Source organism: Mesorhizobium sp. WSM4887 (assembly GCF_029625865.1).
Classification (GTDB): domain Bacteria; phylum Pseudomonadota; class Alphaproteobacteria; order Rhizobiales; family Rhizobiaceae; genus Mesorhizobium.
Genome location: NZ_JARTVP010000009.1, coordinates 58,546 through 80,979 on the forward strand (window position 1 = coordinate 58,546; position 22,434 = coordinate 80,979).

The window sequence follows — 22,434 nt, forward strand, 5'->3', positions numbered from 1 at the left end:
GCACAACGCCGACCAAAACCGACGAAAGGCTTCCAGCGGTGCGGACGCCGAGGGATTTTTAGCTATTCCTTAACTAATGTTATTCGGTCGGTACACCCCCGCATGTTAACCTTCGGACGCGGGTAGAAGCCGTCTGACCACCTCGGCTTTTGCTACTTTTGGGCTCGCCTCAAGGGCGAGCCTTTTTTTGAACTCCGCCTGTGCCTCGGCGTGGCGTTTCTGCTCGCCGCAACCAGGATTCCCCCCGGCCTTCCCTGGGTCAGTAGCCATCGTTCCAATGCATTGCCGTCAAGCCAAACAAAATGCCGCCGGGTCGCCCCGGCGGCATGCATGCACTCCACTGCGGCAGGTTCGCCGCGTGTGCCTTATGGCGTGGACGTCGCCGCGGCCGCCTGGTCGATCTTGTCGGCCAGCACGTCCTTGGCCCAGTCCGTCACCTCCTGATCGACCGGCTTGTTGGCCATGTCCTGCAGGGCGGCGTCGAGCGTGGCGTCATCGGGCGCAGGGTTAGCGGTCACCGCAGCCTGGGCATCCGTGACCGCCTGGGTGTCAGCGGCGATCGCGGCGTTCTGGGCGTCGATCTGCGCCTGAACGTCGGCAACCTGCGCATCGAAAGCCGCCTTTTCCTCGGCCGTCATGTTGGTCGTGTCGGTTGCATTGAGGTCGGCGAGCTGTTGGGTGAGCGTGCCGAGCTGGGCCTGGTCGGCGGCCAGCTTCGCGTTTGCCGCGTCAAGCTTGGCCTGCGCGTTCTGGGCTACGGCGGCCTGGGTCACATAAGCCTGAATGCCCGCGAACTTCTTGCTCTTGGAATTCATGTAGGCATTGATGTTGCGCTGGAGCGAGTTCAGCCGGCCGAGCTTGGCATGGATGTTCTTCTCCTTCGGGGTGGCGGCCGTAGTGGTATCGTCCGTCGTGTCGTCATCGGTTGCATCGTCGACCTGCGACTTGGCGGCCTTTGCCGATGCCGACTTGCCGTGCGAGGCGCCGCTGTTGCTGCTTTGGCCCTTGCCGCCGCCGTTGCCGCCGCCGTTGCCATTACCGCCGCCATTGCCGTTACCGCCGCCATTGCCGTTGCCGCCGCCATGGCTGCCGCCATTGCCGTTGCCACCGCCATTGCCGCCGGCTCCGGCGAGTGCGGGAGCAGCCGCGAGCGCCAGAATGGCAAGCGAAGCCAAAAGTGTTTTCCGGATTGTCATCATGTTTCTCCGCAGGTGAATCGCCACCAATGCCCAACCGCTAGATCGCGTCATATGAGATTTCCCTAACGGCTTGGAGTAACTTTTAAACAAATTCGGTGGCGGCAAGAGAGTATTCCGAGAAGCAGCTCCGGAAATCCTGCTGAACACCTGTTAACTTGCTGAAATTATTGCGTAAATAAATGGGCCAAGGCCAGGTCCGCCCTCTGGAACAATGAAGGCCCACCTCCCGTCGGACCATGGGCCCAACGCTATGCGGCCAGCGTCCGTCGAGGAGTACAAGACGCCTGTTTATAAAGGCGATTTTCGGACGTGCGCGGCATCGTTTCGGGCAACCCGCGGGAGCGGTGATGCCACCAGCGCTTGGGGCGCGCTACCGAGCTGTTCTTATCCCGCTTTGCGGCCAATCCCAGATATATACTTATATATTCTTCCTCGGCATGCCCTGAAGCGTGTCGCAATCTTTCGGCCCACACAGCTTGTTAAGCTTAGCCCTGGCTTTGACCCGAAACGAAGTCTCACTTTGGGGAGACGTGCTTCAGCTGTTGATCAGCGGCACGGTGACAGTGGTCGAGTAATTGATCGGAAAATCGCTGAAATAGGGAAAGTTGATGACGAAGGCATAGCTGGCGCTGACATGCGCCATCTTGAAGCCGCCGCTCGGCGGGTCGGTGGTGATCGTAACTGTCACGTTCTGCAAGCCGAGCGCCTGTAGTTTCTGCGTCGCGATCGCCTGGATCTGAGCCTGGGTCATCGTCCTGTCAAGCTGCAGCGAGCGCGCCGAGGCCTCGAGCGCATAGCGCACGCTGGACTCGTTGTTCATCGACCAGCCGAAGGCGAAGATGCCGAACAGAAGCATGATCAGGAAAGGCACGATCAGCGCGAACTCGATCGCGGCGCCGCCAGAGGCGTTGCTGGCAAACAGCCTGGTTTTTTGCTTAGCGGACACGGACCACCTGCTGATGGCTGAGCGCGCTATTGCCCGGGAAGACGCCGAAGGTGAACGGCGGAACCCAGGTGCCCGACGCCTGGATCTGGACATAGATGGAAGGTACTTTCGATCCCGCACAGGTGGTCGACGACGTGACCACGGTCGTTCCGCATTTGTAGGTGCGTGTCACCGTGATCGCTGCATCGGAGGGTTTCTTCTCCCAACTCGCAAGAGCGGCGGCCTGAACGGCGGTGTCGTCTCCCCCGCCGGCCAGCAGCAGATTCGCCGCCGTCTTCACACCCGCCCGCATCGCCATCGAGCTGGTGACATAGGACCAGCCATCGGCGATTCCGAACAGCGCGACGCACAGCACCGGCAACACCAGCGCGAATTCCACCGCGGCCGCGCCGGAGCGATTCTTGCGGAAGCGGATCGCTGCCGGCGCCACGCGGCTACTCGACAATCGCAACAGACGGGGCGGCGGGGATGTCTTGCAGCCCAAGGCTCGAGCAGTTCTGGTTGATTGTGGAATTGCCCGACCACTGGATGGTGTCGGCCACAACCTGGGTGCAGCCGTTCGCGCCCGAGAAATTGCCGAGATAATTGACCTGCTGCTTGGGGAAATAGATTGCCCCGGTCAGCGAAGAAGTCGCCGTGCCGTTGAAGGTGCTCTGTGCGGCGTTGCCCGTCCTGTCGCCATAAAACAGCACGCCGGAATAGGTCCCCGAGGTCGGCGCGCTGAGCGTCACCGTGGCGTTGCCGTTCATGCTTATGGTGTTGCTGCCCGTCATATAGATGGTTACGCCGTTGGTGCAGGGTGCAGCGCAGGTGATGACCGCGCCGGCGTTGATCTTCAAATTGCCCTGGACAACGTAAGTGCCGGAAGAAAGCGCGACATTGCCGTTGAGGTTCATACCATTGCAGTAGGTACCGGGCTGGATTGTTTGCGTTGACTTGCCGCTGTTGACATTCTGGCAAGAGCCGCTGGTCGAGGGCGCCGGCAGGCTGGAGAACGGATCGGACGCGGGCAAGGCCTGGGTTATCGGCGACTTGCAGGTCGTGGTCACCGGGTTGTTCAGCGAAACGCCGCCGACCGAGATCAGGCAGTCGGCCTGAAGCCCTGCCGACCCCTGGACCTTGATGGCGTCCGCGGCGCTCGAATTCGACATGACCGAGCAGCCGGTCAGCTTGACGCTGGTGCTGCCGGAGAAAAGCGCCGCCTGCGAGGCCGACTTATTTAGCGCCAGCACGCAGGCCTTGGAAGCATCGGTAATGAGCGCCACCGCCCTCGCCTGCTCCGGCACCTTGGTCTGCGTGAAGATCGAGGTGAACATCCGGTCGAGGTTCTGGTTGAGGATGACCTCGACTGCCTTCTTGGCCGTGTTCGGCCCCGAGGTGGGCGGCGTGTGGACGGTGATGGTGCCATTGCCGAGGCCGTTGTCGGTCGCCGACTGGGTCGCGGCCGCAGTGATCGTCGCAGTGTCCGATCCCTGGATCTTTTCCAGCGCGCCGGCATAGGCGGCGGCGTCCGCCGTCGCCTGCAGCTTCAGGCTCGAATAGTACCAGTAGGACGTCTCGACGCCGAGCCCTGCCCCGCCGACGACGATCGGCAGGGTGAGCGCGAAGATCGTCGCAACATTGCCGCTCTCGCCGCGCCGCAGGCGGCGGGAGACGAACTGTCTGAAAATCCGACCGAATGTGTTCATGGCCGAGCGCGCCCAAGCTATCCCAGCCACCACGTTCAACACCCGGCGATAAACGAATGGCTAATTTTTTTCCTCGACTTGCGATTTTCAGACCCTTGCATGCATATTTACCACCCTGCGCGGCCACGACTCAGACTTAGGTCCCACTCTATATAGGACGTTAGGTCAAGCTGCGGATAAATCAGCGATTTTAGCTTTTGCTGCATTTTATCTTTTTCGGAAATCGGTCGTAGAGACGGCTGGAGTAGTGTCTCTGCCGTTTCCGGCGAGGGGTGCTGCCATGATCAGACGGTTCTGGGCTTCGACGCGCGGCAATTTCGCGCTGGCGACCGCAATCGCCATGGTGCCGCTGATGCTTGTCGTGGCCGGCGCCGTCGATGTGGCCGGCACGAGCGACGACGCGGCGCAACTGCAGAACTCGCTGGACGCAGCCGGGCTGGCGGTGGGCACGAAATACCAACCGACCATGTCGGCCGGCGATGTGCGCCAGCTCGGCCTGACTTTCTTCTCAGCCAATCTGAGCGTCGCCGATGCCGGCGAATATTCGGGCAGCGTCGGGGCCTTCCAGGCAGCGGCCAGCGGCGATCCGAGCGGCTACACCATCGCCCTGTCGTCGAGCATCAGCCGCGCGGCTTTCATCAGCGGCGCGCCGGCCTGGCAGGCGACCCGCTCCGCCTCCGTCGAGGTCAAACCCGGGGCGCAAGCGTGCGTTCTGGCGCTCGATCCGCATGTCGGCTCCGCCGTCAACCTGCAGGGCTCGACCAATGTCGCGATGAACGGCTGCGTGATCGCCGCAAACTCGGACGCGGCCGACGCCATCGACCGCGGCGGCTCGGCCCTGCTCAGCGCGGCATGCGTCTCGACGGTCGGCTCGACCTCGGGGATAACGCCGCCCAACGCAACACTCTCGTGCGACGCACCGCTCGAAAACCAGTACGCATCGTTCGACCCGTTGGCCAATGTCACCCCGCCCGCTTACGGCATGTGCCAATCGATGCCGAACGGCAAGACGGTCACGCTTTCGCCCGGCACCTATTGCGACAAGACCTGGTCGGGAAAGATCACGCTTAATCCGGGCGTCTACATCCTGCGCAATGTCACCATAAAGCCCGGCGGCAACGGTAGCCTCACCGGCCAGGGCGTGACGATCTTCCTGATGGAAGGCTCGCAGCTCTACATCAATGCCAATGAGCAGGTGAACCTCTCGCCGCCCACCAGCGGCGCCTATGCAGGCATCACCATCTTCCAGGCCAAGGGCAACACATCGGCGCTGACGATCAACGGCGGATCCGGCTCGGTGGTCAGCGGTTTCATCTATGCCCCCGACGCGGCGATCTCCTATGCCGGCAATTCGGACATGAACGCGCAGGGCAATTGCCTGCGGCTGGTCGGCAATACCGTAGGCATGACCGGAAACTCGGCGGTGAAATCGGACTGCGCGGCCGAGCTCGGCAATCGCGAGATGTATGCCGGCAGGATGATCACCCTGGTTAAATAGCGCGGCTCTTCCCTCGAGGGGAAATCAGTACTCGCCGACGATATCGGCGCCCGGCTGTTCGTCGAACAAGACCGCGCAGCCACGCTGCAGCGCCACCTGGCTCAACGCGTTCGCCGCCGCTTCGTCGGACGAGACGAAGTCCCCGGTCAAGACGCGCAGTTCCTCGACGGCTTTCGACATTGAAACAAGGCGCCCAGCCGCGCCATCGCTGGCGCAGGCGTCGACGACGCAGAGAAGATCGATCAGTTCGAAGCTGTCCATGGCGGCCTCCGCCCACAGGATCCCTTCGCGGAAGACAACGGCGTGACGGGCGGCCGGGTTCCGCTCGGAGTGGTGCATCATGATTTGGCGACAGCCTGGGCGGCCCGCGCTGAGATCGAGCGAAGCGGCAGGCAGGGCTTAAAAGTACGTCGCGCACGCCTGTGGTCGTTTGGATCGACCGGCAAAAGCGCGGCGAACAGGTTCGCGAATCTCGGCAGACTGCGGGATTGTGGGAGTTGCCCGCCACATCGCAGGAAATGGCGGGCAACTCCACTTTCAAACCGCCGATGAAGGGACGTTACTCGACGGTTGTGCCACAATGAGTTGTGGGCCTACTTGTTTCCAGAAATCGCCCATTCGGACCTCTGCGCTCAAAGGTGCGGCCTCAGGTCCCGCCTGACAAGGGACCGTGGCCCGAAAGCAGGAACATTCCAGCTTTGGCGCCGTTGCCACGACATCCCAATCGGCAGAGGAGAGGAAACCATGGCCGACAGACCTACAGTTGTAAACACCAGTGGCGGGGGCGGCGCCGGCACAGCAGTGGCCATCGTTCTTGCCATCATCGCGATCGTGGCCCTGCTGTTCTTTACCGGCATCATCAATGTCGGTGGCCGCACCGGCGGTGGCGGATCGACGGATGTCAACGTGAAGCTCGATGCGCCGAAGGTCGAGGCGCCCAAGGTGGAGACGCCTGCGGCACCGTCGACGACGCCGGCACCCGCACCGGCCGCACCGGCTCCGGCCCCGGCTCCGGCCAACGGCGGCTGATCCGCCTGACGCAACCGGCAGGCCGGCTGCGCGTTTATCGAATGGCTACTCCAGCTTCGGCCCGCGCATTCCTCTGGAAGGCGCGGGCCCTTTTTCTCTCGGGCCCTCTTTTCTTGGGCAGGTCCGCTCAGTCATCCAAATCCATCGGCCGATGGCCCGGCCTTTGATGCCAGACGACCTGGCGGAAATCCGTCAGCTCGACGACTTGGTCGCAGGTCGGACAGATATAGTTGTCGCAGCACTGGCGAAGCGCCGGCGGAGTGCGGCGCCCTGCCCCGACCGGCGGACGGGCTTCCGTTTTCCCTACCTGATGAAGCATCGATTCCTCCCAGTTTTTCTGATTTTTCGAGTATCGCCTTCCACCTCGCCTATGGCGGTTTCGATGGGCGCGGTGAGCGCGCGCCCGCAAGCGGAAATAAAGATGGACTATCGTGGACGGAGCCTGGCTTTGCCGCGGCACTATTGGCGAAATTCACTTGCCGAGGGTTCACAGGATTCTCCCCAAGGGGCGAGAAACGGGGCGGCCCCTCAACCACCGTCGTGCCAGGCGCAAGGAACAGCAAAACACCGGCAGAGCGTGCTTGCAATAGGCCCTGCGCGGCAAAATCGATTTCGTGCCACGCCCGGCAATTACATTAGCAATCATTCATCGAAAGTCGTATCAATCCGGCAGCGGTCGCCGACGATCGCGCGTCAGGCCCCGCTTGCAATCCTTGGAAATGGGAGGATGCCATGGCCGAAGCTGCAATGAAGGTCACCAAGCTCGCATCCAAGTCGCATAACAATCCCGACGAGGTTCGCTCGCCCGCCAAGACCCGGGTCGAAGTGGTGCGGCTGCCGGGCTACACGCTCGGGCGGCTCAACATGGAGCCGGGCTGGAGATGGTCCGAATGCGTGAAGCCGGTGGTCAAGACCGACAGCTGCCAGGTCTCGCATGTCGGCTATGTCGTGTCCGGAACGATCACCATACGCATGGACGACGGGACGCAGAAGACCTTCGAGGCCGGCACCTCCTATACAATCCCGCCCGGGCATGACGCCTGGGTAGAAGGCAATGAGCCGTTCCAATGCATCGAGGTGCTGAGCGCCGAGCAATACGCCAAGCCGGTCTAGGGGCTGTCGGCCAAGGGACAGCGATCCCCCATGTGGGACGATCAGAGGGGGCGCTGTCCCGCCATCGTCTCAGAACCTGGATCTCCGGCTCGGCCGCACTTCGTCATCCTGGTGTTCGCGCGTCGCTCGGCTCCTGACTTCGTCTAGCATGACGCAGTTTTGGGCCGCGATCCTTCGCGCCCTTCCCTGGTCTCGCGGTCAACCCGTCAAAGGGGAGCACACCGGCGCAACCGGTCAAAGCCCTTGGTTGTGACGGGTTGCAGATGTTCTCATCCCCAGCTGGCCGGCTTGACAGGAAACTCCTTTTGTTCTCTTTATGTTCACACGCATTACCGCTTACAACAGTTGCTGCTAATGCTGCGATGCCGCAAAGCGGATGGATGGAGCCGGGAGCGCGATGGCCGCCACGAACGCCGCTTCGGCCGCTACGATCCTGCATGCCGATCTCGACGCCTTCTACGCCTCGGTCGAGCAACTGCTCGACCCGTCGCTGCGCGGCAAGCCGATCGCAGTCGGCGGCGGCGTAGTGCTTGCCGCTTCTTATGAGGCGAAGATTTTTGGCGTGCGCGGCGGCATGCCCGGCCGCAGGGCGCGCGAGCTCTGTCCGCAGCTCATCTTCGTCGGCGGCCGCTTCGGCGAATACCAGCGTCTCGGCGACGCCGCGATCAAGGTGCTCGACGATTTCACGCCGCTGGTCGAGCGCATCTCGATCGACGAGGCTTTCGCCGATGTCGCCGGCTGCACGCATCTGTTCGGACCGCCGGACGAAATTGCGCGAACCATCCGCCGCCGCGTGAAGAGCGAGCTCGGCCTGCCGATCTCGATCGGCGTGGCCCGGACGAAGCATCTCGCCAAGATCGCCTCGCAGGTGGCCAAGCCCGACGGGCTGGTGGTGGTCGAGCCCGGCACCGAGCTTTCCTTCCTGCACGATTTGCCGGTGTCGCTGATGTGGGGCGTCGGTCCGGCAACCAAAGCCAGGCTCGCCGAGATCGGCGTCGAGACGATCGGGCAATTGGCGCGCACGCATAGCGGCGCGCTGGAGCGGCTGATCGGCCATGCCGCCGGCCAGAAGCTCGCGGCCCTTGCCTGGAACCGCGACCCGCGCCGGCTGGAGACGCATCGCCGCGCCCATTCCGCCGGCGCGCAGTCGGCGCTGGGCCGCAAACCGGCGCTGCCGCGCGTCTTCGTGCCGACGCTCCTGCATCTCGCCGATCGCGTCGCCAGCCGCCTGCGCGCCAAGGACCGGCCCGGCCGCACGGTGACGGTGCGCGTGCGCTTTGCCGACATGCGCGCGGTCACGCGCTCGGTGACGCTGGAGCAGCCGATCCAGGCGACGACCATGCTCGCTGACGTCGCGGAAGAGCTGGTCAGAGGCGTGCTCGCCGCTCACCCGGGCGAACGGGAAATCTCGCTGCTGGCGATCTCGGTCTCGCATCTGGAAGAGCATGCCGAGCTGCAGCTCGAACTGCCGCTCGGCCTGGCGGACGAGAAGCTGAAGCCCGGCAGCCGCAAAGGCCTCGCCCGCTTCGGCGCCGACCGCGCCATAGACAAGATCCGCCAGCGCTTCGGCAAGCAGGCCGTCGGCTACGGCACCGTCGCGCTGCAAGCAGCGCGCTCGGTGCCGGATGAATTCAGGGAGCTGGCGGAGAAGGAGCTGTGAGGGAGGTGCTTTGCATCTCCTCTGGCGACGTTGTAGATTGGCGAAAGCCGACGCGCCCTCCGATCTCCCCCTTGTGGGCCCCTTGTGGGGCCGGCAGAGGGGGCGGCGACCTATCCCTTCGTCATTTTAGGGCGAAGCAAGGAGCGAAGCGACGCAGCGCAGACCCTAGGATGACGAACGGCCGCGATCCTTCGCGCCCCTCTCTGGCCTGCCGGCCATCTCCCCCTCAAGGGTCCACAAGGGGGGGGGAGATCACGCGCTCTGGCGGCTGCCCTCAACCCGCCACAGCCCAGTCCAGCCGCATCGTCGCGCTCATCGTTTGCCCATCTTCAAGCACCGTCAGCCCTTCGCCGTGATGCGCATCGACCGGGTGCGAGACCGGCTCGAAGCAGAAGAAGTCGGCGTCGGATGACGGCGAATAGAGGATATAGACGCCGAGCTCCGGCGAGGCGGTGAGCGTGATCCTGATCCCCTCCTCGAGCTGCGTGATCGAGGCGCGACGATTCCAGCCGTCGAAGGCGTTGTTGACCCAGTCCCACGGCAGCGGGATGGAGCGCGAGAAATCCCAGGCCGGGCGCTCGCTCACCGGCACGACGCCGACCGGCAAATGGCGCTCGTCCTCCAGCCAGACACGCCCGGCCTTGGCCTCGAGCAGGGTTGTGTCGCCGCGCAGGAACCACGGATGGAAACCGAGGCCGTAAGGCAGGCGCATGCCGGCGCGGTTCTCCACCGTCAGCCGCGCCTCCAGCGCGCCGTCCCGCAGCGCATAGGTCACGGTAGCAGCATAGCGGTAAGGACCGATCGCGCCCTCGTCGAGCACCAGCTCCGCCTCGGTGTCCGTGCGGCGGGCAAGCCGCCACGGTTTCTGGAAACCGTCGCCGTGGATCGGAAAGGCTTCGCCCGGAACGTTCGGCGCGACCGCGTGGAAGCGGCCGTCGAAAGTGAAGCCGCCGCCGGAGATGCGGTTCGACCACGGCACCAGGAGTTGGCAGCCGGACGTGCCGGTGCCATCGCCCGGCTTCAGCAGCGGAACCGGCGCGCTGCCGATCACCAGCGCGTCATAGCGCGCGATCGCCGCGCCCTTCTCAGGCGCCAGGACCAGCCTCGCCTGCCCGTCGTTCAGCTCGACCGCGCCGGCCATATCCTCACCAGCCGCCATCGATGGCGATGTTCTGGCCGCTGATCATGTCGGAGGCGGGTGAGACGAGGAACAGCACGAGCTCGGCGATGTTCTCAGGCTCGATGCGCGTCTTGAGGCTTTGGTTCTCGAGGATCCAGTCATTGTACTGCTTCAACCGGTCGCCGAAGACGCGCGCCTCCGCCTCCGAGACCACCGCGCCCGGCGACACGGCGTTGACGCGGATGCCATGCGGCCCGAGCTCGCGCGCGAGCGACTTGGTGAGCCCGAGCATGGCGCCCTTCGAGGCGACATAGGGCACGTAGCCGTCCCAGCGGCCGTTGAGCGTGATCGAGCAGAAGTTGACGATCTTGCCGTAGCCCTTCGCCTTCATGCCCGGCGCGCAGGCCCGCGCCAGCGCAAAGGCGGCCGAGGAGTTGACGCGGATCTGATCCTCATATTCGGCCAGCGAGAACTGCTCGAACGGCCGGTTGATGATCAGCGCCGCGTTGTTGATCAGGATATCGATCCCACCTTCCTTCGCCGCCAGCGCGGCAACGGCCGCTTCCGCCTCGGCCAGCCGGTTGAGATCGCAGCCGACGAAGGCGATATCGCCCCCGGCCTGCCCGGCAAGTCCCGCCACCGTCTGCTCGGCATCGCCGATGTCGGGGCGGTCGAGCACCAGCAGGCGCGCGCCGGCCCGCGCCAGCGTCACCGCCTGGGCCCGGCCGAGCGAGCCGAGGCCGCCCGTCAGCAACACTTTACGACCAGCGAGTGCCTTCATTGCCTAACCCTCACAGGACAGAATGGACTTCGTCGATCGAGGTGTCGCCGATACGCTTGTCCAGCACGATCTCGCCGCGCGCCATCGCGACGATACGGTCGCAGCACTCGAAGACGTGGTGCATGTTGTGACTGATGAAGACGCCCGTCACTCCCTGTTCTTTCAGGCCGCGCACGAAGCCGATCACCTTGTTGGTCTCCTTGACCGAGAGGTGATTGGTCGGCTCGTCGAGGATCATTACCTTCGACTTGAAGTGCATGGCGCGCGCGATCGCGACGCCCTGGCGCTGGCCTCCGGAGAGCTCGCCGACGAGCGCATCGGGGGAGCGCAGATGCAGGTCGACATTGGCGATGGCGCGCACGCTTTCCTCGGCCATCTTCTTCTGGTCGAGGATGCCGACGCCGAGGATCGAGAACCGGGTCGGCTCACGGCCGATGAACAGGTTGCGGGCGATCGACATGGTGGGGACCATGGAATTGTACTGGTAGATGGTCTCAATGCCGAGATCCATCGCGTCGCGCGGGGTGGCGATGCGGACGTCCCTGCCCTCGACCTTGATCTCGCCCTGGTCGGCACGGTGGACGCCGGACAGGATGTTGATCAAGGTCGACTTGCCGGCGCCGTTGTCGCCGACCAGGCCGAGCGCTTCGCCACGCTTGAAGTCGAGCGTGACGCCTTTGAGGGCATGCACGCCGGAATACCACTTGTGCAGATTGCGCACCGAGATGATGGCGTCGCTCACGACTCAGCCCTCCATCTTGATGGCCTTGGCGCGCTTGCGCATCCAGGCATTGGCGACGACGGCGAAGATGGTCAGGAAGCCGATGGCGAATTTGAACCAGTTGGCGTCGACATGGCTGAGCACAAGGCCGTTGTCGATGACGCGGATGAGCGTCGTGCCGATGATGCCGCCCATGACGGTGCCGATGCCGCCTGCGAGCGAGGCGCCGCCGATGACGGCGGATGCGACCGCCTGCAGCTCCATGCCCTCGCCGATCGAAGGCAGCGGCGACCCCAATCGCAGCACCTGCAGCATGCCGGCGAAGCCCGAGAGCACCGAGCACAGCATGAAGCAGACGATCTTGACCCTGGCCGTTGGGATGCCCATCGCGGCGGCGGCCGGCAGGAAGCCGCCGGTGGCCTTGATCCAGTTGCCGAAATTGGTGCGCGACAGCATCAGCGAGGTCAGCACCGCGACCGCCACGAACCACAGAAACGACATGCGGAACATGTTGCCCGGCCCGACGAAGGAGGTGAACAGCCAAGTCGGCAGGTCGGCGGGCAACAGCGGCGGAAAGCCGCCGGAAATGACAACGGTGAGCGATCGCGCCATGAACAGCATGCCGAGCGTGGTGATGAAGCTCGGGATGGCGAAGCGGATGGTGACGTAACCGTTGATGAAGCCGATGGCCGCCGAGGCGAGCAGCCCGGCGAGCAGCGCCAGCGGGAACGGCCAGCCCTGCACCATCAGCACCGCCATCGTCATCGGCATCAGCGCGAAGACCGAACCGACCGACAGGTCGAACTCGCCGCTGATCATCAGGATGGTAACGCCGATGGCGACGAGGCCGGCCTCCGGCAGGATGCCGAGGATGCCTCGCAGATTGTCCTGGTTCAGGAACACGCCGTGGGAGCGGACCTGGAACAGGACAATGAGCAGCACCAGGAGGATCAGCCCGGCCAGTTCCGGCTTCTCGAGATAGGTCTTGAACAGGCGCTTCAATGAAAGGCTCCGGTGCGGTGATTGTGAAAGGTACTGTGGCGCCGCGTTCCTTCACACCCCCCTCTGTCCTGCCGGACCGTCCGGCAGGACAGAGGGGGGTGATGTCCCGCCAGCACTTCGGTGACGGGCGTCTCGGCCAATCTCAAAGGCATGCGACCTCAGCGCATGCCCTGCGCGGACAGCGCCATGATCGCATCGGCGTCCTTCTGGCGCACGATGCCCTGCCCCGTGTCGATGTCGGAAGGCGCAAGACCGAGCTTCTTGTTGAGATAGACTTCCATCACCGGCATGAAGCCCTGCATGTAGGGCTGCTGGTCGACCAGCGCCTGGACATAGCCCTTCTGCATCTGCTGCAGCACTTCCGGCACGAGATCGAAGCCGCCGAGCAGGACCTTGCCGGGCGCGACCCCGCGATCGGCCAGCACGCGCGCCACGCCGGCGCACCAGAAGCCGGTGTCGAAATAGGCGGTGGTGTCGGGATGCGCGTTGAGATAGGCGCCGACGCGGTCGGAGGTGATGGCGAGGTCGGTGCCGCTGTCGATGCGCTCCCACGAAACGTTGCGGTCCTTATGAGCGGCCTTGTATTCCTCGAGGAACTGCATGACGCCGGCGCCGCGGGTTTCCGACCAGTTCTGGCCCGGCGCCGAGATGCCGACCAGCACCTTGATCGGACCATCCTTCGGGAAGCTCTCGGAAATCGCCTTGGCGAGCGAGTAGCCGGCTGGCTTGAAGCCCTGGCCGATGAAGGCCTGGCGCGCATTGCCCTTGGCGCCTTCGGTGTCGTCGACATTGACGGCGATCACCACCACGCCGGCGTCGCGCGCCTCCTTGATGACATCGTCGAAGGCATGGTCGTCGACGATGGAGGTGAGCAGCGCGTCGGGCTTGGCGGCAAGGGCCGCGCGCATGTTCGCGACCTGCTGCTCGATCGATCCCTCGGTCTGGGTGAAGACCATGTTGCAGTTGGCCTCGACCTTGGCGCAGCCATCATCGAAACCTTTCTTCACCGCCTGCCAGAATGTGTTGGAGGCCGACGAATGATGGGTAAAGACGATGTTGAGCCCGTCGGCTTTGGCGGCCGATTGCCCGCCGATAAGGGCGGCGCCGAGCAGAAGCATTGCTGTCAGTTTTCTCATGTTTGTTCCTCCCTATGGATCTTAGATGTGCGCCTTGGGCTAAATGTCCGTCTGGTTGCTGACGCGGCGGTGGACGGTGTAGGCCTTGCCAAGATCGGGACTGAGCGCCAGCCCGAGCCCAGGCCCCGGCGGCACGGTGATCATGCCGTCTTTCACCTCGGGCAGCGCCGTCACCAAGTCGCGGTACCAGGTGCGGTAGAAGGCGCGCACGCTTTCCTGGACGAGCGCGTTGGGCGCGTTGAGCGACAAATGGGTGGACGCTGCGAGCACGACCGGACCGGTGCAGTCGTGCGGCGCCACCGGCAGCCGCCAAGCCTCGGCCATCGAAGCGATCTTGCGCGCCTCCGACAGGCCGCCGCACCAGGAGATGTCGAGCATGACGATCCCGGCCGCTCCAGTCTCCAGAAGGTCGCGGAAAGCCCAGCGGCTGCCCAGCGTCTCGGAGGCCGAGATCGGCGCCGGACTGGCGGCGGCGTAACGCCTCAAATCGCCGAGGCTGTCCATGCGGATCGGGTCCTCGTGCCAATAGGTGGCGTAGGGCCTGAGCGCCTCGGCGATCCTCATCGCCGGCAAGAGTTGCCACATCGAATGGAACTCGACCATGATGTCGATCCTGTCGCCGACGGCTTTGCGAATCTTTTCAAAAGGCTCGAGCGCCGCCTTCAAGTCGGCTGCCGAGATGTCGTTGCCGCGCGTCTTCTCCGCCGCGTGGTCGAACGGCCAGATCTTCATTGCGGTGATGCCGTCGGAGAGCAATTCCTCGGCCAGCTCGCCGGCGCGGGTGAGGAAAGCGTTGAGATCGTCGTAATCGCGCCCGGCGCCGATGCCGTAATTGGCCGTCGTCTGGCCCTTGGCGTCCTTGATATACTCGGTGCCGGCGCAGGTGTTGTAAGTGCGGATCGAGCGACGGCTGAAACCGCCGAGCAGCTGCGCGACCGGCTGGCCGGTGGCCTTGCCGAAAATGTCCCACAGCGCGATGTCGAAGGCGGAGTTGCCGCGCACCTCGGCGCCGCTGGAGCGGAAACCGAGATAGCCGACGAGATCGGCGGCCAAAAGATCGATCTCCAGCGGATCGCGGCCGATCACCCTGGGCGCCACATATTCGTGCAGATATTCCTCGACGGTGCGCGATAGATAAAACGTCTCGCCGAGCCCGGTGATGCCCTCGTCGGTATGAACCTCGACCCAGAGCAGGTTGGGCCGTTCCTCGATGCGGACGGTCTCGATGGCGCGGATCTTCATCAGGCTATCCCCGCGTCGATGAGCGCCTTGACGCCCTTGTCGAAATGCTCGGCCATATGCTCGGCCGCAAGCCGCGGATCGCCCTTGAGGATGGCGTCGGCGATGTCCTCATGGCCCTTGATCATCTTGAGCTGGTCCTCGTCGGAGGAACGGGTTCGCCAGCCAATGACCCAGGTGCGGCGCGTCACGCCGCTGAAGGCGGTGACGATCAGCGAAAAGACCGGATTGTGCGAGGCCGCCGCGATCGCCTCGTGGAAGGCGATGTCATGCTCCATGACGGTCTCGGGGCTCTTGCAACTCTCGCGCATCAGCCGGGCCGACTGGGCGATCGCCGCGGCTTCCGCGTTGGTGCGGCGCAGCGCGGCCAGCGCCACGGTGCGCATCTCGATGGTGCGCCTGACGTCATAGACCTGCTGCACGCTGATCTGCTGGGTGGTGATGCCATGCTCGATCACCATCGACATGGCGCCGGTGTCGAGCTTGGCGACGGTGGCGCGGCGCCCGGCGCTCATGTCGATCAGCCGCATCGCCGACAGCGAGCGGAAGGCCTCTCGCACGACCGTTCGGGAAACGTTGAGCTGGCGCGTCATGGCCGCCTCGCTGGGCAGCGGATCGCCGGGCGCCAGGCCTTCCGAGCGGATGTGCTGGGTTATCGCCTGAATCGCCGTGCTGACCAGGCCAGGACTCGGTTCATCCCGTGGGTCCGTCTGCTCTTGCATCCGTTTCCTCAACACCTGTATGACAGGTTGATGTTGAATTGCTCATATTTCGGCTTAAAGATATATGTCAAGCTGATTTTCTGACACCCTGCCCCGAGGCGCCCCATGCACGAGAAGCAAGCCGGCCTGATCTTCGATGCGCGCGACGTGGTCGGCGAAAGCCTGGTGTGGGACGAGCGCCGCGAAAGGCTGGTTTGGGTCGACATCATCGGCCGCAGGATCCATCGGCTGGATCCGCTGAGCGGCGCGCATGAAAGCTGGCAGACGCCCGATCTCGTGACCTCGGTCGGCCTGCGCAACGACGGCGGCGCGATCGTCGGGTTGCGCAAGGAGATCGCGCTATGGGACTTCGATGGGCCGTTCCGGACGCTCGCGACGATCGAGGACGACAGGCCGGGAACGCGGCTCAACGAGGGCGTGGTGGCGCCGGACGGTTCGTTCTGGGTTGGAACGATGGCCAACAACATCGGCCCGGACGACGCGCCGGTGCCCATCGCCAGCGATGAAGGTCGGCTCTACCGGGTCGGCCGGGAGGGCAAAGCGACGCCGCTCAGCGAAGACCGGTTCGGCATCACCAACACGATGGTGTGGCTGCCCGACGGACGCTTCGTCACCGCCGACACGACGAAGAACGCGCTCTACAGCTATGACTGGGACAAGAAGGCGGGACGGCTCGGCCGGGCGCTCCCCTTCTTCACCGGCTTCGAGCGCGGCCTGCCGGACGGCTCCTGCCTTGACGCAGAGGGCTATATCTGGAACTGCCGGGTGGTTGGCGGAAGCTGCCTCGCCCGCATCGCGCCCGACGGCAGGCTGGACCGGATCGCCGAATTGCCCTGCAGCTGGCCGACGAGCTGCGCCTTCGGCGGCCCCGGCCTCGACACGCTGTTCGTCACCTCGGCGCGCTTCACCATGAGCGCCGAGCATCTCGACGCCAACCCCTTCGAAGGCGGCCTGTTCGCGCTCAGGCCCGGCGTGCGCGGCGTGCAAGGCAACCGGTTCGGATAATCTCCCCATCGAGAGATCGGCAGCAGCGATCAAAAAACTTCACCATCGATGTCGGACTGGCCAATCACCGTTCGTCATAGGAGCATAGACCGGCAATCAACAGGAGAAACGAAATGCCCAGCACTGTCCGCCTGCACCTCGTGCTTTCCACCAAACCTGAAAAAGTCTATCGCGCTTTCATCGAGGCGGACGCGCTGGCGAAATGGCTGCCGCCGAACGGCTTCACCTGCACGGTGCATCACTTGGATGCAAAGGCCGGCGGCAACTTCAAAATGTCGTTCCGCAACTTCACCACGGGCGAAAGCCATGCTTTCGGCGGCGACTATGTCGAGCTCGTTCCGGGTGAGCTCGTGCGCTACACCGACAAGTTCGACGATCCCAACCTGCCCGGCGAGATGCAGGTGACGGTGAAGTTGAAGAAAGTCTCGGTCGGCACGGAGATGGAGATCACCCAGGCCGGCATTCCGGACGCCATCCCCGCCGAGGCCTGCTATCTCGGCTGGCAGGAGTCGCTCAAGAACCTGGCAAGGCTCGTCGAGCCCGAGATCAGTCAGTAAAGATCGATCGCAGGGTCTATGCAGCCGGCCGCGACGGAGCGGCCGGCACGCGGCCCGATTTCCAATCCGCGACGTTACGCGTTTCCCCCGCTTGCCAGAATGGCTGCGCTGGGCTGGATTGAGCAAAGCCGAGCTCGAATGCCGAACGGACAGGCAGAAGGGGGGCGCGATGGAGCCGATTCCAGCCGGATCGTCACCGGCTGACGACAAGGTCGAGCATTACGAGCTCGGCCTCTGCCTGTCGGGCGGCGGCTATCGCGCCATGCTGTTCCATGCCGGCGTGCTCTGCCGGCTGAACGAGGCCGGCCTGCTTCAGAAAATCGACATGGTCAGTTCGGTCTCGGGCGGCTCGATCGCCGCCGGGCTGCTTGCGGTTCTCTGGCCGCGCCTCAGCTTTGCCGACGGCGTTGCCACGAATTTCCGCGAGCTTTACGTCGAAAAAATCCTCGCTTTCTCGCAGGTCTTCCTTGACGCGCCGTCGATCCTCAAGGGCGTGTTCAACCCGTTTTCGAGCGCGGCGCGCGAAGTCGCCACCTGCTACGAGCGCCATCTGTTCGACGGCAAGGTGCCGACGCTGAAGAGCCTGACCCGGCGTCCGTGGTTCGTGTTCTGCTCGAGCAATCTCAGCACCGGCTCGCTGTTTCGCATGTCCAACCGCTACATTGCCGATTACCGGATCGGCATGGCCAAGCATGCGGACCTGCCGGTCGCGACCGCGGTCGCGGCGTCGTCTGCCTTCCCGCCGTTTCTGTCGCCGCTCAGGCTCGACCTCACTCAGTTCGCGTGGGAGAACGACAAGCTCGACGCGAGCGTCGGCCCGCCGGTCCCGGCCGGCCGCGCCGTGCTCACCGATGGCGGCGTCTATGACAATCACGGCATCGAGCCGGCGCTGAAGCGCTGCCGCTGGCTGTTGGTCAGCGACGCCGGCGCGCCCTGGCGAGCGTCCGGCTCCGGCTACTGGAACTGGTTCTCGCAGTTGAAGCGCGTGCTCGACACCACCGACAACCAGGTGCGCTCGCTCCGGCGGCGCGACCTCATCGCCCGCTTCCAGGCGGCGAAGGATGCCGACGACCAGGGCCTGCCCAATGACGCGACCCGGCCCGACTATGCCGCCACCCGCGGCGTCTACTGGTCGATCGCCAGCAAGCCTGACGCCGCCGAGCCGAGCTTCGTGCAAAGCGCGGCAATCGCGCCTGCCGATATCGGCACGTCGCTTCATTTCCTGGGAAGCGAGGAGACGATCGATCTCGTCAATTGGGGCTATTGCGCCAGCGACCAGGCGCTGCGGAGCTGGTACCGGCCGGCGGTGCCGGCTGGAAAGGGCGTGCCACTGAAGGCGGGCGACGTGAAGCCCGGACGCTGTGCGGTGGTGTCGAAGGCGCTGATGAGCGGTTTCAAGGTGTGAGCATGGCGTTCGGACTCCGCGTCCGCTTTCGCCAATCGGCATCGTGGCGCAATCCAAACCGGTTCGTGCCCTGCACCGCCGCGTGCTAACAGAGGCGCTTTCAACAAGGATGGACAGCGACATGGCAGGAGAAAAAGTAGCTCTGGTGACGGCGGGGGGCAGCGGCATGGGCGCGGCGGCGGCGAAGCGGCTGGCCGCCGACGGCTTCAAGGTCGGCGTGCTCTCCTCCTCCGGTAAGGGCGAAGCGCTGGGCAACGAACTCGGCGGTTTCGGCGTCACCGGCTTCAACCAGTCGAACGAGGATCTGAAGCGGCTGACCGACGGCGCGCTGGAACGCTGGGGCCGCATCGACGTGCTGGTCAACAGCGCCGGCCACGGGCCGCGCGCGCAGATCATCGAGATCAGCGACGAAGACTGGCACAAGGGCATCGACACCTATTTCCTCAACGTCGTGCGACCGACCCGGCTGGTGACGCCGGTGATGCAGAAGCAGAAGGCGGGCGTCATCATCAACATCTCGACCGCCTGGGCGTTCGAGCCGAGCGTCGCCTTCCCGACCTCGGCGGTGGCGCGCGCCGGGCTCGCCGCCTTCACCAAGATCTTTGCCGACACCTATGCGGCCGATAATATTCGCATCAACAACGTGCTGCCGGGCTGGATCGACAGCCTGCCCGGCGTAGAGGAACGCCGCCAGAGCGTGCCGATGAAGCGCTACGGCACATCCGAGGAAGTGGCGGCAACGATCTCCTTCCTCGCTTCCGACGGCGCGGCCTATATCACCGGCGAGAACATCCGCGTCGATGGTGGATTGATGCGGGGGTACTGAGGCTCGTTTCGGCAGGCACAGCTGTCGCTCGCCGGTACGCGGCTGCGGCTGACCGCTGGACAATGGCCGCCGCCTCCCGCACCGTTAAGACTGCAAGGGAGACACGAATGAGCGCTTCACTCAGGCTGGGCATTGTCGGCGGCGCCGGCTGGCTGGGCGGCGCGATCGCGGGTGCCGCGCTTTCGGCCGGCGTGGTGCGGGCGGAGAACCTCGCCCTCTCCTATCGGAGCACCAAGCCGGATCGCTTTCCAGGCGTCTTCTGGAGCGACGACAACCAGGCGCTCGCCGACCGCTCGGACGTCATCATGCTTTCCGTGCGGCCGCAGGACTGGCCGTCGCTCGAGCTGGATGCCAAGGGCAAGCTGGTGATTTCGGTTATGGCCGGCATCCGGATGGCCGAGATCGGCGAGAAGCACGGCACCGGCCGCGTGGTGCGCACGCTGCCCAACGCGGCTGCCGAGGTCGGCAAATCGTACACGCCGTGGATCGCGAGCGGCGACGCCACCGAATTGGACCGCGCGACCGTGCGCGCGATCTTCGGAGCCTGCGGCGTTGAGGATGAGGTCGGCAGCGAGCGCGACATCGACTATCTCACCGGGCTGACGGGCTCGGGGCCCGCCTTCCCTGCCCTGCTCGCCGAAGCGATGATGCGCGACGCCGTGGCCTTCGGCCTCAAGCCGGAGGTCGCGCGCCGCGCGGTCAACACCGTGCTCACCGGAACCGGCCGGCTGCTGGAGCTCAACGACGCTTCACCGGCCGATACGGTCGAGGCCTTTCTCGGCTATCGCGGCACGACAGCGGCCGCGATCGAGACGATGCGCGAAGCGGGCTTCGACCAGGCCGTTGCCAAGGGACTGGCGGCCGCGTTCCTCAAGTCGATCGCGATGGGCAAGGCGTGAGCCGACGACGCCGCCCTTTGAGCGCGGAATGCATCAGGCGAGCATCCGCCGGATCTGGCCCCGCCGCTCAGGTGAGTCGTGCCGCCTACGCGAACTCCTCGCGCCGCGATGCTTAATTTTTGATAAAAGAAATTAGTAATATTGTGTAAAACTGAGTGAGCCCTCGCGTGCAAATTGTATTAGGGCGTTCTCACTCTCTTTTCTTGCGAATAATTGATCGCCGAACGGCAAATTTTCTCTGTACTATTACACAATTCCTTGGAACGATACCCGGAATTACAAGTTGACCCGCTAGCGATCGGTTGAGTTCGCATGCCGATTCAAGCAAGCCGTGTATTGCGAGGAGGGTTGTCCGATGAGCAGCTTCGTCAATGCCGTAGGCGTTCCTCTCCCCTATAGCGGCTCGTCCAACCATTGGTACTCGGCGGCGGGGTCCGGACCGGACTTGTGGGGCACCTCCGGAAACGACACCTTCTATGGAGCTTCCGGCGTCAATGTCACCATGCACGGGAGCTACGGCGATGACATCTATTATCTCTATGCCGCGGGCAACAAGGTGGCCGAGGGCTATGGGGCAGGCATCGACACCATCAGCACATGGATGAGCTACACGCTTCCCGACAATGTCGAGAACCTGATCGTCACCAACGCCAAGAACTACGCTTTTGGAAACGACCTGGACAACATCATCACCGCCAAGGCCGGCCACCAGACGCTGGACGGCGGCAAGGGCAATGATGTGCTGATCGATGGCGGCGGCGGTTACGACACTTTCATCATCGCGAAAGGCAACGGAAGCGACCTGATCGCCAATTTTGCCGCGACTGACAGCGTCCGTCTCGATGGCTATGGGTTCACTTCCTTCGACGCCATCCACTCGAACATGATCCAGGCGGGACCGAACGTCATCTTGAACCTCGGATCCGGCGAGATCCTCATGTTCAAGGACACGACCATCGACAAGCTGCAGCCCAGCCAATTCCAGCTGCCGATCGACAAGTCCGACATGACGCTGTCTTTCAGCGACGACTTCAACGCGCTGAACCTCCACAACAGCCAAGGCGGCACGTGGGATACCAACTTCTGGTGGGGCGCGCCGAACGGCAGCACGCTCGCCACCAACAACGAGTTGCAATGGTATATCGACGCCAATTACGCGCCGACGAGCTCGGTCCACCCGTTCAGCGTGAACAACGGCGTGCTCACCATCACCGCGGCGCAAGCGCCGGCGGACATCAAGCCGCTGATCAACAATTACGAATACACGTCCGGCATCCTGACCACGCATGACAGCTTCTCGCAGACATACGGCTATTTCGAAATGCGCGCCGACCTGCCGGAAAACGCCGGCGCCTGGCCGGCCTTCTGGCTGCTGCCGGAAGACGGCTCGTGGCCGCCTGAGCTGGACGTCATCGAAAGATACGGCCAGACCCCGAACTCGCTTCTGATGACCGCGCATACGATGGAGACGGGTACGCACACCATGGTCGGGTCTACGGTGAATGCGATGGATACTGCCGGTTTCCACACCTATGGCCTGCTGTGGACGCCGGACAAGCTTGTCTGGACCTATGACGGCGTGCAGGTCGCGGAAGCGGCGACGCCCTCGGACATGGACAAGCCCATGTACATGCTGGTCAATCTTGCGATCGGCGGCCAGGCTGGCGCGCCGCCGGATCATCTTGCCACACCGGCTGAGATGAAGATCGACTACATCCGCGCCTATACGCTGGACGCTGTGGAGGCTAACCCCCTGATCGCCACCAGCAGCACCACCACCGCAACGCACAGCACTGCCACGCACAGCTTCGGCAGCAGCACGCTGCATCACGGTTCCGAGTTTGGGGGCCACGCTTAAGATTTTCAGGCGATCGGTTCGATGTCCCGG

The 22,434-nt window shown here is 64.1% G+C and carries 22 protein-coding genes; 10 read left to right on the forward strand and 12 right to left on the reverse strand.

The annotated features are described in order from the left end of the window. Nucleotides 1–365: 365 nt before the first annotated feature. From P9230_RS25125 to P9230_RS25140, 4 genes are all read right to left on the reverse strand, one after another. A complete protein-coding gene (locus P9230_RS25125) occupies nt 366–1,346 on the reverse strand; it encodes a hypothetical protein (protein WP_347404012.1) in 981 nt (326 codons plus the stop codon). Between the two features lie 388 nt (nt 1,347–1,734). Next, a complete protein-coding gene (locus P9230_RS25130; RefSeq protein WP_067321690.1) occupies nt 1,735–2,145 on the reverse strand; it encodes a TadE/TadG family type IV pilus assembly protein in 411 nt (136 codons plus the stop codon). After that, a complete protein-coding gene (locus P9230_RS25135) occupies nt 2,135–2,575 on the reverse strand; it encodes a TadE/TadG family type IV pilus assembly protein (protein ID WP_067321694.1) in 441 nt (146 codons plus the stop codon). Before P9230_RS25135 ends, P9230_RS25130 begins: the two co-directional genes overlap by 11 nt. 4 nt (nt 2,576–2,579) lie before the next feature. Then, complete coding sequence (locus tag P9230_RS25140; protein WP_067321698.1) at nt 2,580–3,833, reverse strand: pilus assembly protein TadG-related protein; 1,254 nt, start codon at nt 3,831–3,833, stop codon at nt 2,580–2,582. Nucleotides 3,834–4,113: 280 nt separating this feature from the next. Here P9230_RS25140 and P9230_RS25145 point away from each other — a divergent pair, with 280 nt between their 5' ends. Continuing rightward, entirely contained in the window at nt 4,114–5,331 is a 1,218-nt protein-coding gene (locus P9230_RS25145) for a TadE/TadG family type IV pilus assembly protein (protein WP_278056572.1), read from the forward strand. A 24-nt stretch (nt 5,332–5,355) separates the two neighbouring features. On the opposite strand, the gene P9230_RS25150 is transcribed toward P9230_RS25145, so the two are convergent. Next, entirely contained in the window at nt 5,356–5,592 is a 237-nt protein-coding gene (locus P9230_RS25150; RefSeq protein ID WP_127243439.1) for a hypothetical protein, read from the reverse strand. 483 nt (nt 5,593–6,075) lie between these two features. Here P9230_RS25150 and P9230_RS25155 point away from each other — a divergent pair, with 483 nt between their 5' ends. The 3 genes from P9230_RS25155 (at nt 6,076) to dinB (ending at nt 9,133) form a co-directional block, all read left to right on the forward strand. Further along, entirely contained in the window at nt 6,076–6,360 is a 285-nt protein-coding gene (locus P9230_RS25155) for a hypothetical protein (protein ID WP_067001023.1), read from the forward strand. A 732-nt stretch (nt 6,361–7,092) separates the two neighbouring features. Next, a complete protein-coding gene (locus tag P9230_RS25160; protein WP_278120996.1) occupies nt 7,093–7,473 on the forward strand; it encodes a cupin domain-containing protein in 381 nt (126 codons plus the stop codon). A 397-nt stretch (nt 7,474–7,870) separates the two neighbouring features. Beyond that, a complete protein-coding gene (gene dinB / locus P9230_RS25165) occupies nt 7,871–9,133 on the forward strand; it encodes a DNA polymerase IV (RefSeq protein ID WP_127403184.1) in 1,263 nt (420 codons plus the stop codon). Nucleotides 9,134–9,407: 274 nt separating this feature from the next. Here the strand turns inward: dinB and P9230_RS25170 are convergent, their stop codons facing one another. The 7 genes from P9230_RS25170 to P9230_RS25200 form a co-directional block, all read right to left on the reverse strand. Continuing rightward, complete coding sequence (locus P9230_RS25170; protein ID WP_278120997.1) at nt 9,408–10,292, reverse strand: aldose 1-epimerase; 885 nt, start codon at nt 10,290–10,292, stop codon at nt 9,408–9,410. Then, nucleotides 10,279–11,034, reverse strand: a complete 756-nt coding sequence (locus tag P9230_RS25175) for an SDR family oxidoreductase (protein ID WP_278120998.1) — start codon at nt 11,032–11,034, stop codon at nt 10,279–10,281. The genes P9230_RS25170 and P9230_RS25175 overlap by 14 nt, the downstream gene beginning before the upstream one ends. 10 nt (nt 11,035–11,044) lie before the next feature. Further along, complete coding sequence (locus P9230_RS25180) at nt 11,045–11,776, reverse strand: ATP-binding cassette domain-containing protein (RefSeq protein ID WP_067321713.1); 732 nt, start codon at nt 11,774–11,776, stop codon at nt 11,045–11,047. 3 nt (nt 11,777–11,779) lie between these two features. After that, on the reverse strand, nt 11,780–12,757 hold the full coding sequence (locus P9230_RS25185; RefSeq protein ID WP_278056728.1) for an ABC transporter permease: 978 nt from the start codon (nt 12,755–12,757) through the stop codon (nt 11,780–11,782). A gap of 158 nt (nt 12,758–12,915) precedes the next feature. Continuing rightward, nucleotides 12,916–13,893 carry a sugar ABC transporter substrate-binding protein gene (locus P9230_RS25190; RefSeq protein ID WP_278120999.1) on the reverse strand — a complete coding sequence of 326 codons (978 nt, stop codon included), beginning with the start codon at nt 13,891–13,893 and terminating at the stop codon, nt 12,916–12,918. Between the two features lie 39 nt (nt 13,894–13,932). Continuing rightward, nucleotides 13,933–15,135 carry a mandelate racemase/muconate lactonizing enzyme family protein gene (locus P9230_RS25195; protein WP_278121000.1) on the reverse strand — a complete coding sequence of 401 codons (1,203 nt, stop codon included), beginning with the start codon at nt 15,133–15,135 and terminating at the stop codon, nt 13,933–13,935. Beyond that, nucleotides 15,135–15,854, reverse strand: coding sequence for a FadR/GntR family transcriptional regulator (locus P9230_RS25200; RefSeq protein ID WP_278121001.1), 720 nt, complete (start codon nt 15,852–15,854; stop codon nt 15,135–15,137). The genes P9230_RS25195 and P9230_RS25200 overlap by 1 nt, the downstream gene beginning before the upstream one ends. A 105-nt stretch (nt 15,855–15,959) precedes the next feature. On the opposite strand from P9230_RS25200, the gene P9230_RS25205 reads away from it, so the two are divergent. The 6 genes from P9230_RS25205 (at nt 15,960) to P9230_RS25230 (ending at nt 22,404) form a co-directional block, all read left to right on the forward strand. Further along, nucleotides 15,960–16,859, forward strand: coding sequence for an SMP-30/gluconolactonase/LRE family protein (locus P9230_RS25205; protein ID WP_067321722.1), 900 nt, complete (start codon nt 15,960–15,962; stop codon nt 16,857–16,859). Between the two features lie 113 nt (nt 16,860–16,972). Further along, nucleotides 16,973–17,416 carry an SRPBCC family protein gene (locus P9230_RS25210; protein ID WP_127246727.1) on the forward strand — a complete coding sequence of 148 codons (444 nt, stop codon included), beginning with the start codon at nt 16,973–16,975 and terminating at the stop codon, nt 17,414–17,416. 169 nt (nt 17,417–17,585) lie between these two features. Then, on the forward strand, nt 17,586–18,821 hold the full coding sequence (locus tag P9230_RS25215) for a patatin-like phospholipase family protein (protein ID WP_067321727.1): 1,236 nt from the start codon (nt 17,586–17,588) through the stop codon (nt 18,819–18,821). A 121-nt stretch (nt 18,822–18,942) separates the two neighbouring features. Continuing rightward, complete coding sequence (locus P9230_RS25220) at nt 18,943–19,647, forward strand: SDR family oxidoreductase (RefSeq protein ID WP_278121002.1); 705 nt, start codon at nt 18,943–18,945, stop codon at nt 19,645–19,647. A gap of 107 nt (nt 19,648–19,754) precedes the next feature. Then, nucleotides 19,755–20,546 carry a pyrroline-5-carboxylate reductase dimerization domain-containing protein gene (locus tag P9230_RS25225; protein ID WP_095824586.1) on the forward strand — a complete coding sequence of 264 codons (792 nt, stop codon included), beginning with the start codon at nt 19,755–19,757 and terminating at the stop codon, nt 20,544–20,546. Nucleotides 20,547–20,901: 355 nt separating this feature from the next. Then, complete coding sequence (locus P9230_RS25230; protein ID WP_095824587.1) at nt 20,902–22,404, forward strand: family 16 glycosylhydrolase; 1,503 nt, start codon at nt 20,902–20,904, stop codon at nt 22,402–22,404. Nucleotides 22,405–22,434 lie beyond the last annotated feature (30 nt).